The sequence below is a fragment of the Acinetobacter qingfengensis genome (assembly GCF_008693185.1).
GTDB classification, from domain to species: Bacteria; Pseudomonadota; Gammaproteobacteria; order Pseudomonadales; family Moraxellaceae; genus Acinetobacter; species Acinetobacter qingfengensis.
The window spans coordinates 53042-66568 of record NZ_VXKN01000002.1; the positions used below are offsets into that span (position 1 = coordinate 53042).

The 13527-nt window shown below is 34.8% G+C and carries 11 protein-coding genes; 1 reads left to right on the forward strand and 10 read right to left on the reverse strand.

Annotated elements, in window-relative coordinates:
- Positions 1-23 precede the first annotated feature (23 nt).
- The 8 genes from dhbA to F4V57_RS02855 all read right to left on the reverse strand — a co-directional run bounded on the left by dhbA (position 24) and on the right by F4V57_RS02855 (position 9576).
- Positions 24-779 carry a 2,3-dihydro-2,3-dihydroxybenzoate dehydrogenase gene (gene dhbA / locus F4V57_RS02820; RefSeq protein WP_070070007.1) on the reverse strand — a complete coding sequence of 252 codons (756 nt, stop codon included), beginning with the start codon at positions 777-779 and terminating at the stop codon, positions 24-26.
- Between the two features lie 40 nt (positions 780-819).
- The gene (locus tag F4V57_RS02825; RefSeq protein ID WP_070070008.1) at positions 820-1446 is read right to left on the reverse strand and encodes an isochorismatase family protein; all 627 of its coding nucleotides are present in this window, start codon (positions 1444-1446) and stop codon (positions 820-822) included.
- Positions 1447-1477: 31 nt separating this feature from the next.
- Entirely contained in the window at positions 1478-2635 is a 1158-nt protein-coding gene (locus F4V57_RS02830; RefSeq protein WP_070070009.1) for an isochorismate synthase, read from the reverse strand.
- A 276-nt stretch (positions 2636-2911) separates the two neighbouring features.
- On the reverse strand, positions 2912-3688 hold the full coding sequence (locus F4V57_RS02835; RefSeq protein WP_070070010.1) for a 4'-phosphopantetheinyl transferase family protein: 777 nt from the start codon (positions 3686-3688) through the stop codon (positions 2912-2914).
- Between the two features lie 51 nt (positions 3689-3739).
- A complete protein-coding gene (locus tag F4V57_RS02840) occupies positions 3740-4480 on the reverse strand; it encodes a thioesterase II family protein (RefSeq protein WP_070070011.1) in 741 nt (246 codons plus the stop codon).
- A 2-nt stretch (positions 4481-4482) separates the two neighbouring features.
- Positions 4483-5964, reverse strand: a complete 1482-nt coding sequence (locus F4V57_RS02845) for a surface lipoprotein assembly modifier (RefSeq protein ID WP_171257542.1) — start codon at positions 5962-5964, stop codon at positions 4483-4485.
- Between the two features lie 235 nt (positions 5965-6199).
- Positions 6200-7039 (reverse strand): factor H binding protein domain-containing protein, encoded by an 840-nt coding sequence (locus F4V57_RS02850; protein ID WP_070070013.1) that lies wholly within the window; start codon positions 7037-7039, stop codon positions 6200-6202.
- A 92-nt stretch (positions 7040-7131) separates the two neighbouring features.
- A complete protein-coding gene (locus F4V57_RS02855; RefSeq protein ID WP_081409214.1) occupies positions 7132-9576 on the reverse strand; it encodes a TonB-dependent siderophore receptor in 2445 nt (814 codons plus the stop codon).
- A gap of 344 nt (positions 9577-9920) precedes the next feature.
- On the opposite strand from F4V57_RS02855, the gene F4V57_RS02860 reads away from it, so the two are divergent.
- Entirely contained in the window at positions 9921-10901 is a 981-nt protein-coding gene (locus F4V57_RS02860; protein WP_150330537.1) for a helix-turn-helix transcriptional regulator, read from the forward strand.
- Between the two features lie 151 nt (positions 10902-11052).
- Here the strand turns inward: F4V57_RS02860 and F4V57_RS02865 are convergent, their stop codons facing one another.
- Together F4V57_RS02865 and F4V57_RS02870 are read right to left on the reverse strand one after the other, a co-directional pair.
- Complete coding sequence (locus F4V57_RS02865; protein WP_070070918.1) at positions 11053-12396, reverse strand: MATE family efflux transporter; 1344 nt, start codon at positions 12394-12396, stop codon at positions 11053-11055.
- A gap of 29 nt (positions 12397-12425) precedes the next feature.
- Positions 12426-13523 carry a siderophore-interacting protein gene (locus F4V57_RS02870; protein ID WP_150330538.1) on the reverse strand — a complete coding sequence of 366 codons (1098 nt, stop codon included), beginning with the start codon at positions 13521-13523 and terminating at the stop codon, positions 12426-12428.
- Positions 13524-13527: the final 4 nt, after the last annotated feature.

Below are 13527 nucleotides of genomic sequence, written 5' to 3' on the forward strand. Positions count from 1 at the left end.
TTTTGGGGACAAAGCTGAATGCTTTATACGCCCATCGTTGCGCCACCATCTACCACAATATCCTGCATAGTCAGGTGTGAAGCCTGATCACTTAACAGAAATAAAATGACATCGGTTATTTCAGAAGGCTTAGCAATTTTTTGTAATGGAATACCTGTTTTATAAGTTTTCAGATCACCCTGAATCGTTCTCTGTTCTGCATTTTCATCCGTCCATAACAGATATTGCATAGGGGTCAGGGTCGATCCTGGCGATACAATATTGACCCGAACGCCATACTGTGCCAACTCCAGACCAACAGTTCTGGCAAAAGAGGTCAAGGCTGCCTTCGATGCACCATAAGCTGACATATTCACCCGAGGCATTCTGGCTGCATTGGAAGACACAAAGACAATGCCACCATGCTGCTGTTGACGAAAATGACTGGACAGGACTTTTAAAAAATAAAATGCAGCAAAAGTATTAATTGCAAAGGTATCCTGCCAGTCCTGTATAGAAATTTGTGCATGATCCGCCAGATGTAAAATCCCTGCCACACTGACAAAATAATCAGGTGGTGCGCTCTGTAATAACTGCTGACATAAATTCATCACCTGTTCGGAATCCCTGACATCACATAAATGAACCAAATGCTGATATTCCGCAGCCACCTGATCTCTGAAAATATCAAACCCGACAACTTTTGCGTCCAGATCAATCAATCGCTGCATGACATCAGCGCCAATTCCCTGATTCACACCAGTCACCCATACCACTTTATTCCTGAACACATTACTCATTGCAGATACCTTTTTTTACCACACTGGACTAAAACATAAATTACTGAATAATCTGGGTTAATTCACTTGCCATCCCCAGATTTCTCTGAACATATCTCAAGGCATAAAGATGATCATCACGAGAAAAATCCGCTACAGCATCAGATACAACAAAGGGTTGAATACCATTCATAAAAGCATCAGCAGCCGTTTGTAACACGCCAATATGGGCATATACACCGCAAATAATCAGTTGATTTCTATGTTGTTCGGCCAGTTGTTGTTTTAAATTGGAGCGGAAAAATGCACTATATCGCCACTTATCCAGTACCTTGTCATTATCTTCGGGAGTCAATTGAGCAACGATTTGTTTACGTTCAGGATGTGCCGTAATTCCAGGACCCCACATATCATTCAGTAACTGCCTATCGTCATCGGCCTGAATCGCAGGTTGAGCAGTATAAAAAACAGGAATATTATTTTGCTTGCACCATTGTTTTAATTCACTAATATTCTGAATAACTTGCCGAATTAACTGGCTATCACGATCATAATAATCCAGAAAATATTCCTGCATATCATGAATTAATAACGCTGCTGAATTTACATTAATCTTCCATTTTACTTTAGATAATGGATATTCACCTGATACAGGCAGTTGATAATCAATTAAAGATGGAATGCTCATAGGTCTGTTCTCAGTCATTATTTAGTAATTGTTAAGCTTTTAAATTAAAGGCATTTAACATCGTCTGCATTTTGGCTTCTGTTTCCAGCCACTCTTCCCTTGCCCTGGAACCAGATACAATGCCTGCACCTGCATATAAGCGCATTTTTTGTCGATCCAGTAATCCACAACGGATCGTCACGATCCACGTACCATTGCCTTCTGCATCCATCCAGCCCACCAAACCAGCATAATAATCACGGTCGTAACCTTCATTATTCAGAATAAATTGTTTGGCAAGATCAGTCGGTGTACCACACACTGCTGGTGTAGGATGTAATTTCAGGGCAATATTTAAAGCATTGGGTGAATCTGCCCGCAACTTCCCCCTGAACAGGGAGGACAAGTGAAACATCGTGGAAGTTTCCAGAATATGCGGTACTTCTGAAACTGATAATTCATAACAATATGGCGCAATATTCTGGGCAATATTATTAACCACCATACGATGCTCATATTGATCCTTGGCAGAACTTTCCAGATTAGTTTTATGCTGTGAATCAATCTCGCTTTGTCGGGTTTTTGGTCTGGAACCAGCCAGTGGATTACTAATCACCTGATCAGCATCCTTAAATAACAATAATTCAGGGCTAGCGCCCAATAAATACTGGCCGTGATTTAACGCAACCGAAAATACATAGGCATGTGGATTCTGCTGTGCCAGTTTTCTTGCCAAAAACAAGGCATCATGGGCCTGATCAAACTCCACGTCCACCGCCTGTGACAACACGACTTTTTCTATTTCAGTTGCAGCAAAAACATCCAGAGCAGCTTCTACCGCCTGCTCAAAATTATTCTGTGCAACTACGGGACTTTTTTTCCTGATATTAAACTCATCCGTTACCTGCTGTGGTCTGGCATGCTGTGGTTTAGTTTTCTGGTAATTGGCATAAACATTCAGACAGGAAGGCTGTGAAGTATCAAATGGAATTGCTCCCATTAAAATTGGCCGTTCATAGCCCTGCTGTTTTAATGCAGCAAAAGCAGAAGCAATTTCTTCAGTTAATTTATTACCATCCTGTGCAGATGTCGTAATTTCCTGTACGAAATGATCTGCATAAATTTCATAATCTTGCGTTGAGAAATAAGAATTCTTAACGCTTATGTCTTCATTAACATGATTAACAAAGTCAGAGATAATCTTGTTCATAGGCCCTCGCATATTTTTATATAGATCTCTTGTAGTCCAGTGTGCCATTTGCTTTCTTAGATAATAAAATTCATTAAAAACAAATTCTTACTTTCAAACTTACAAAAGGTTTATGCTAATTTTTATATTTTTCAGCATGAATGATTCCAAAGTGCCATAAAAGCTACCCTTTAAATCAACATTATGAAAAATATAAAAATAACGACTTAAATTACTTTGATCATTTTCTAAATACTAAATTATATGATCAGGTAATCACTTTATTGTTCTGGATAATTAGCAACACACAGGATTATCCATTGTGGCAGCATGCTTATGATTAAACATTAAACAGCCTGTAATTATTTTTTCAGTATGAATATGGAAACCAACATATAACGATTCAACAAAATTTAGCTCTTTTAATCTAGGAATATGAAATTCCATAATCTGTTGTTCACGATTAATTGACAGGCAATTAAGCATTTTAAAATGAATACCCTGCTGATATTTACATGGAATTGCTTTATAAATACTTTCCTTCGCAGAAAATATAGCAAGACCCATCAATTGATAATCATCAAATCGTGATGTTATATATCTTGTTTCATATCCAGACAACGCCATATTACGGATAGAATCAAAAAATACCTGACTGGATATGAGTTCAACATCAATTCCCATACCCAATACATCGCTATTTTTTAAAACACTGGATATGGCATAACCTCTGGTTTTATCAAACATGGCATGGCTAATACTACCGACCACACCTGTTGGCCATACAGGTTCTGAATGCGCTCCTCTGCTTACGCTAAATTGTGTCTGGGTTAAATTGAATAAAGCTTTTTGTGCAGCCAGACGTCCTATAAAATATTCTGTCTTTCTCTGTATGGAGATATTACCTGCATGTTCAGGTAATTCGATACCATAATTCAGATAATAATCATCAACACTAGAATAATCACACAGATCCATACTCACTTCATGTATACGAATCTTTTGTACAGGGTGATTCATTACCGCAATGGGTAAAGTATAATCACTTATCTTCACAGCTTTTGTTGCTAACATAGATAACTCCTGATTGAACTTAATTCATGATTTAATCTTTCGCCTCACAATCTAACCATAAGCTTCCTCAACAATTTCCGATACAGCATCAGAGATAATGCCAAGCATCTTGTGCATTGATTTTTCATTTCTAAAATAAAAATGATCTCCCTCCAGTGCATAAGCACCTAACCATTTTTCACTATGGTTTTTCCAGCCATTCATACAATCAATATCTGGAATATCAGGATCATCTACACCATATACAGCCAGTAAAGGAATATTCTTTTTGGCAATATGATCATGCAACATACGATCACTTAAATGAAAATCATTTCTGATGATTTTTAAAAAGAAATTTAACGTATCCTGATGGTTTAATATTTCCTGTGGGAAATTATTATATTTTTTTAATTCACCAAGAATATCTTGCTGTGTAAGCGCATGTTTTTCTGGCATATCCCTGATAAATTCATATTCTGGTCGGCTACTCACCACAATCAGTTTTAGGTTTGATAATTGCTCAGGACTTAACAGCTCCACTACTCGCCATAATAAAGCGGCCCCAACACTATGCCCAAATAAAATAAAGGGTTGATTGGCACTATCCGATAAATCCTGCAACATAACTTTTGCCAAGACTTCTGGCTCATTAATTAATTCCTGCTTTACTTTGGCACCATGACCTGGATATTCCACAGGGATAATATTTATCCATTCTGCCACATGCCTTTTCCACGGATAATAAATCACAGCACCACTGCCTGCTGGTGGAAAACAAAACATATTTACTTTTGTTTTAGTTTGCATCATGATTAAATATCCTTCTCAAATCGAATAAGAAACTCTCTCTTATCTTTTTCATTTACATAGACATTACTGTCTGTTTTGGAAAGTTTAACCAGAAATTTTGGTGTGATACCCCAAAATTTTAAATCCTGTTTCCATAAGCTGGCATTAATCTGATATTCATCATCCTTACGGTTATATCCCGTCCAGACCGAAATACCATCAAATTTTCTATAGGCATAAGAGGTGCTTAATGAAGTCTGAATTCCATTTTTAAAACCATAATTCACCCCCAGTAAACTACTAAATCGTTTAGATGATTCATTTTTATTGCTTAAATCATCTTTTTGTACGCCCAGATTGGCATAGACCACGAAACGAGGGGAAATCACACGGGCAAGTACAGTAGAAAATATATAAGTTTCACCATCATAGGCAGCACTATAAGATGGATTATCATATTTACGAGTTAAGGCATTGGACGATACAATCATTTGCCATTTAGGTGTAAGCCAATGACCATATTGGGTAGAAAAACCAATAGAATCCAGTTTACCAATATCATTAAGATGATAATTAGCTCGATTTACCCACGGCCCTACTTCCAGCCATGAATCAATATCCTGATATTTATAAGTAGCTGATAATGTCACATTGGCATCGTTAAATTCCCGATGCTCCTTCACAATATTGGCATTACTGTCTACAGACAGATTAATAAAGTGATTACCCTGTACATTATAATCTTTATTTGTAGAGAAGGATAAACCTGCCACATGACCCGACTGCGGTAATGATTCGGCATCTCTGGTTAAAATCCAGTAATAACCACTGGTACCGATAGGGATGTATAGATATTTATTATTAGTGGCATTATTAATATTTGAATTATAACCATAACTCACTGCCACTTTACTTTTCCAACGATCCTGCTGACGTAAGGCAGATAAATAGGCTTGTGCCTTGGTTCGGGCATTAGGCACAATATCATCCTTCAAGACCCGTTCAAACTCAGTCTGACTATCATTATAGGCTCTATTTTCAAACAGCATGGCAGCCAGATCCAGCCGCATATAACTTAAGTCAGGATGTTGCTCGACAATATTCCGATACAGTTTAATCGCCTGTTTATGCTGACCATCTTGCCGATAGATTGCACCACGAACGTAATCATATAAAATTGGGTCGTAGCCTGGAATCTGATTATAAAACTGAATGATACGGCGTAAAGTCTTCCAATCCTGCTGAATGACTGCCTGATTTACAACAAAATTAGTCAGTTTTATATTCTGTTTTAAATCTTCATCGGTAATTTTTTTTATTTGTTGTTCATATTGGGATGCGGACTGTACGCCTTTACTTAGGCTTGGCGCAGCAATTTCTGTTTTGTCCTGCAATTGCGGGATATGCTCATTGATCAAGTTCTGATCCTGAACAGGGTCTGCACAAAATGCATAAGAAACGCTACACATTGCAGATAAAAATATAACCTTAGACTTTATTTTCATAATATTCCGCATGTATAATAGGTATCGGACTTAACCAGTTTTTTACTGGATAAGGACAAATATAGAATCCAAACCCAAGTTAACGTGATGTTGTTTAAAACAGTACGCCAGCAAGGGCAGTCATGTAATATGACAAAGTAATACCCAGACGCACATCATAATGTACGTCTTGGGTCAGGCTTATTTAGTCTAGTCCACTAAATAAGCCTTTTTAATTTAAAAGTCCAAACACAAATTAGCGTTTCCCGATGATTGGTAGATCGGTTAAGCCATAGTTAACAGACCAAGTGTGAATATTACCCGCCACTTCCTGCGCTGCATCACCGTAAACACCCAAATCATACTTTGCAGTTAAGCCTGATAGTTCAGCTACAGTTACATTTCCATTGGTCACGCCTAGCAAACCATCGGTAGTGGATAATGTCGCACTAGCCAAAGTTAGGTTGAATGTTCCTACGCCTGCATAAGTGAATGAAGCCGTACCAGAACCTGTTAAAGTGCTACCCGCAGCAGTAATGGTATAGTTAAAGTCGCCTGGATCACCTGATGGTGTAATTAACACACCGTTATAAGTATAGGAACCTGCTGCCTGAATAGCGGCAATGGAACCCGCAGGATCGCTTAAGCCATAGATGGCTTTGGTGTAGCTATCGCCATCCACAAAACCAGTAGTCGTACTACGAGTGTTATTCGCCACAATTGCAGAGTAATCCTGTACATAGATACGATATGCAGTTACTGCTGTAGAATCAGAGTTATAAGTTCCTCTGGTATTGCCACCTATAACTGTATATTTTGGTAAACTTTCCAGATCCAGTGTGGTTTCTGTTGGTGCAGTAATGGCAGAAGTATCACCATCATAGTTATTATTACCAGCAGTCGCAGGATGTTCAGCCTCACTTCCTGGACCATAAACGATATTATCAAGTACAAATGATCCAGTATAACCATAATCATCAGTAGCTCCAGCCTCACTAAAATCGACTGTTGGTGCTGTCCAAGTTGGATCATCTGCCATAGCAACACTGGACGCCAAAGCTGCCAGTAATAATGCTGTTGTTTTGCTTATTTTCATAAGTCACCTATAAAGTTAGTTATGCTGATTAATTCAGCGGTTTTTGTAAATGCTATAACCCCATTGGCTATAACGCCTACAACTTGCGATTACTAAAATCTATAATTCAGACTTACAGTATAATTACGTGGTGTACCGTAAAAACTGCCTTTTTTATTCACAAGATATTTCTTGTCAAAGATATTTTCGGCATTAAGCCCTAATGTTAAATCCTTAGTTAAATTATAACGTGCCATTGCTGAAATGACGGTATAAGCTTTTTGTTCAGCCTCTATTGAGTCAAAATAAGTATCTGTATAAGCTCGTACTGTACTTTGCCAGTTGGCACCCATACCGAGTAATAAATCATCATTCACCTGATAAGTGGTAAATAATTTGATCTGGTGTTTAGGCAATAAAAACTCATTAATGAAGATTTCATTATAAGTTGCCCAACTGGTATCATACCAAGTATAAGAAGTACCAGTCTGCTCTTTAGATATAGACTTGGTTTGATAAACATAGCCTGCATTGATTTTCCATTTCGGGGTAATTTCACCTGCAACATTAAACTCTACCCCTTTAATGGCATAACCTTTACCCGCTACCGCAGGCAAAGTTAAACCGCCTGCTGGGGTACTAATATATGCAGTAGCAGGAATAGCGTTTAAATTGATACTAGGATCAGTTGTTGGATAATTCTTTTGTTTCATATAAAAATAGGACAGTGCCAGATTTAAACGATCATCAAACAAGCCTGCCTTAATACCACCTTCCCAGGTATAACCTTCAATTGGCGGTAAATATTCCCCATCTTTGGTAAAGACGAATTGTGTAAACTCATTGGTATTAGAGATGCCCGTATAGCTAGCATAGACATTAATCTCAGGAGTAATCTCATAAATTAAACCTGCATAAGGCACAAAGGCATCTACATCAGGATCACCATACTGAGCAGTATTCTTATAGCCAGTACTACGATTAGTATATATTTTAGATGAATCCAAATGAGAATATCGTCCACCCAAAATCATTTGTAAATTTTCTAATGGGCGTAATCTTAAGGCAAAATAAGTTCCTAACTCTTTACTTTTACTTGTATAATAACCATAAGGATCATCCAAAGAAAAACCACTATTATTTGCACCAATATAACTTGGCCTATTTAAATGACCATTATTCCATTGATCCAGACTAATAAGACATCCATAACCATTAATAAAATCACTAAGGCCTGTTACTACACTTTTTTTACTAATATTTAATGCACAACCAGTACCTAAGCCTAATATTGAATACACATATTGAGTTTGTTTACTATGATAGCCATCTACCCCTATTACAAAATCATGTTCCCGACCAAACAACTCAAAAGCGCCTTTAAGATGAACATCCAAGCTATGCACATCAGTTTGATATTTATTATGTCCGACATCTAGTGAGGTATAACCATCATCTGGATAATAACCGATCCGTCCAATTGCCCCATAGACACTGTCATTATCATTATGGGCATAGTTATAATTGGCAACAATCTTCCAGTCATTATCCAGAGTATACTCATAACCTGCAAAGGCATTGGTCATTTTATACCAGTTATAAGTCCAGTCAGAGGCATTATTAAAACTACGAGATAAGTTCAGATCCTTAAAACTATAATAAGATCTCCTTTCACTAGCTGATTTTCTTGCATCCCAAGACTGAAAATTTCCAGCAATCCCTTGCGGAGACAGTTCATTAAAGCGTTTATACTGGTGGCTGGCCCCCAGAGTAAATGTGCCATTGCCCACATCCAGTTCGGTAATACCATAAAGGGTAAAGCCATTATGTGAGGCTCGATCAATCCAGTAATCCCCCTGCTCATTGGCAAAGGCTACCCGACCACGCCACGTACCCTCTTGGTTTAATGGGCTAGAATAATCCAGTTCCTGACGGATATTATTCCAGCTACCATATTTCAGGTTAATCTGTCCCTGTGGGGTACTAAATGGGCGTTTACGAGTAAAGTTGACACTGGCAGAGGGATTACCAAAGCCTGAGGTTAAGCCTGTAGAGCCACGAATCAGGTCAACCTGTTGATATAAAAAGGTATCCTGGATGGCAGCGCCGCTTGCGCCACCCAACACTGCCATATTGACCTTAACTCCATCAATGGTGAAGTTATCAATGTCAAATCCACGTGCCATCATACGATAGGCACCTGTACCAGGAATACCAAAGTTAGTAGTACTTACCCCCGGAGTATTCTGTAATACCTCATGAACATCTCGGATGTCCTGATCTTGTAGTTGTTGTTCGGTAAATACAGTAATACTTTGTGGCGTTTCTTTTAGTTTTAAGTCCAACTTGGTGGCAGAGGTACTACTCTTAACTGTATAATTAGTTTCTGGCCCTGCACGGTCATCGGTTGCAGTCACAATAATTGCGTCCAGCTTTTTGGCTTGTTGCCCTTCGCTGCTTGTTTCCTGCTCAGTTGTTTCTGCGTGCGCAAGCTGTAATAGTACAGTTGCCATACTTAACATTAACACTGATGTCCTTAACCGTAATTGAGCCTTCATTGTTTCCCCACAAATGTGTAATAAGTTTGTAAACTAAATTTGTCAGAAGTTGTGCTGACTGTATGAGTTTAATGATGATCATTCTCAATTAACAGCAATATACGGAATAGTTTTAAAAAATACGGAATGATTCTGAAATTAAAAATTTTTAATTTCTCTTTAGTATTCTTCACACAGATTAACTAATATAAAAAACAAAACTTTTTGTTATCATAAACTTATGTTTTTATGTAAATAACCTTAAGATAGAACTCCAAATAAATAAATTTTATGTTAAAGTTATTGACAAAAAGTAACTTAAACACTCTAATTGATAATAATAATTATTAAAAGTTGAAATAGTTATGACCAGTGAAATATCCAAATATATTGTAGCTCATAGACAAGCATTAAATCACGTTAGTGATGTACTAGTAAGTAGATCTTCTAGTTCACCGAAATGTCAGATCAATACTTTTCATCCTTCTGTTGGAAATGGATATAGTGATTTATATGATTTTGGCAGGATATGTTTGGGCAGAGGACAGTTTTGTCTTAAAAAACCCAAACAAATTAGTGCTGAAACAACAGTATACTGCTTTGGCTTGACAATTTTTTTAAGTGGTACATTTCAAATTAAAAATAATAACTTAAATCAGCTACTTATTTGTAAATCTCCAACCATTGTATTGCGCAAAGGTTGTTTAGGTTTTCAGTCTATTAATTTGCCGCAAAATCAACAAATGAGCCTAATTTCAATAGATTTTGATCAAAATTTACTGCATGATTTTATTCAATCTAAACACCTAAATAATATAGTCAGATTTTTCTTAGACCAGAATGCTCCTTGTCTTCAGCAAATTGATAGCCCAAATTCACGTATTATTTATCAATCACAATATATTTTAAACTCGCCATCAACACAAAATGAAATAGAATTACTACATCTAGAAGGTGCAGCTTTAGAACTATTAGGGTTACTATTACAAGAAAATAATAACATTTATAATGAACCACACCTTGTATCTATAGAAAAAACTATTTCTATTATGGATAAAGAGTTTGATCAAAAAATTACAATTCCTCAATTAGCAAAGCGTGTGGGTTTAAATGAATGCGACTTGAAACGATGCTTTAAGCAATATACCAATAAAACAATAGGTAATTATTTACTAACCCTACGTATGCAACATGCAATGTTTTTATTAAAAAATGGAAGCACTATACAAGAAGTAGCTTATAAAACAGGTTATAATAATGTACATTATTTTAAAAAAGTTTTTCAAAAATATTTTAATTGTGAAATTAATTCAAATAATAAAAAACTCGAATATAAGTTACAGTAAAATTTATCCATATATTAGGCCTATTAAATATTTTTAATAAGCCTATTACACTATAATCAAAATATTTTTATCCAATAATATAATTTTATAGATCAAGATTTAATTTTTACCAAACATTAAATTTATCTAATATATCTACCATTAAAAATTACTATTTATTTCTCCTTAAAGATAAAACTCGATAACTTTCAAAAACAAGAAAAATAGCAGCTATAATCATACCAGCACTTAACACAATCCAAATTATATTTATATTTGGAAATGGCTGCAACCACCCTCTTACCCCCATAAAATAACTTAATGGAAGAATAATAAACCAATAACAAATCAAAATAGCTAATAACGGTGGTATAAATTTTTGAAAACCTCTAAGTATACCAGCTGCAACCATTTGCAAAGCATCAAACACTTGAAAAATAGCCACATATATTATTAATCCTGATGCTACATTTACGATTACTTTATCTCGACTAAAAATTTCTATAATTTCTGATGCAAAAATTAAAAGTAATATTGCTGTAATTAAACTATATATAAATGTAAAAAAAATAGCGCTAATACTTGTTAAAATTTCTTCTCTTTGATGGTTTATCAATGCTGAAAAATAAGAAATTCGTATTGTGGTAGCACTACTTATTGCAATTGGAATCATGATAATCATCATTGCTATATTAATAACAATTTGATGAGCAGCAATAATTTTTGTTCCAAGGTTTGCTGCAAAAAAAGCTAATATTGCCAATGCTAAAATTTGTAAAATAAAAGCGACTCCTATTGGTAATCCTTGTTTTAATAAAACCATACTTTCTTTGATTGAAACTTTGGGATATTTTTTATTTTTAAAATCAGTTAAAGAATTTTCCACCAAATAACGCATGATAAAAAATGCAACATAAGCACTGATTGCTGTTGCTAATCCTGTACCGGCTCCTCCCATTTCTGGAAAAAATCCATAACCATTAACAAAGTAAAAACATAAAATTGTATTTGTAAATAATAAAACAATTACCGTAATGATAACTGGTTTAAGTTGGCTATGTCCTTCACTAACAAACCTATAAAGAACCATATATATTAAACCAGGAATAGCGAAAGCAACTAAGTGCAAATAATTTTTTGTAATATTGGCTACAAAAGCATCTTTAATAAAAAATGGGCTAATAAATGCCAAAAATTGAATAATTAAAAACCCTATTATTGCCAAAATAAAAGCTATATTTTTACCTTGCTGAAGTAAAATTATTTTTTCTTTAATATTCTCAGAATGCTGAAGTTCTGAGAACTTTGGCACTATAACATATAAAATACCAGTAAATAAAATAAATACTGGTGACCATATATTTGTCCCAAGTCCAACACCAGCTAAATCTTGATAATTATAGCGTCCAGCAACTATAGTATCAATTAGTCCAAGAGAAGCTTGACATAATTGAATTAAAATTAATGGAAAAGCCAAACTTAGAACAGGTATAAATATTTTCTTAAATATATTCATAGAATTTAATCCTAAAAAATTAATCATATTTACAGTTTATTTAAGCGCCAATATCCTTTCATATGATTATTTTTACCATTTAAATCTCGCTGATTACGTAAATAATGGCGAATTTTTTTAGCAGCATCATTTTCTAATGCACCCCAAACATTTTCAATTAATATTTTTTGCTCAAGAATATTGATAACTTTTTCAGCCTGCTGTCCAGGTTGACAATTTACTCTATGAACTTCACTTTGTAATGGAAAATTAAAATCATCAAAATAAGTATAATCACGAACATCTGAAGCAAGTAAAATAATCAAAGGTGGAATAGGGTTTTTCCAAAAATCTAAAATCCCTGCTACAGCAGGATAAGCAGTTTCATCTGCAATAAAAACTACCTGCCCTTTATTTAAGTGTGTATGTTTGTCTGCAACTTCAGTTTTACTTAATATTACATCACCTTGCTTTAATAATTTTACCCATTGACTTCCAGCACTATTATCATGAGTATAAATATCAATATATGCATAATTACCTTCAAATAATTTTCTTAAAGTATAAATACGTATTCCTTTATTAATATTTTCAATTAACCGTTGTCTACTTTTACTAGATAGTATTTTTATTAACCACAACAACATCCGGTCCATTAAATTTTTTATTTTACTTTTTTTATTTAATACTTTTATATTTTTAGGTTTTTTGTTTAGTATTTTTAGCTGAAATCCATAAGCATATGCTGCATAGTAGTTTGGTGCTTGATTTAGAATTTTTAATTTTATTCTTATAAAATTTTGTGTAATTTTTTGAACATTTACAACATCAAAGTAAACAGTTTTATTTCCACTTAAATCTCTATTATTTTTTATAAAAGCTTGATAGGCTAAGTATAAAATTTGCTCTTCCAAATCGCCTCGTAGCTGAAACTCAACAAATAAGTTCTTTAATTTTTTATTTTCTTTATCAAACAATGCCAATAAAACTCCTTCTTGAAAAATATCCTCAATTAATGCATTTTTAATTATTAATTTCATTTCATAATCTTGAGCAATAATTAATAATTCTTCAGTATGATCCTGATTAATGTGGTCAATAATATCTTGTTTTTTATCTAAATCAATAATTTCTGTACGTTTAATCATAATA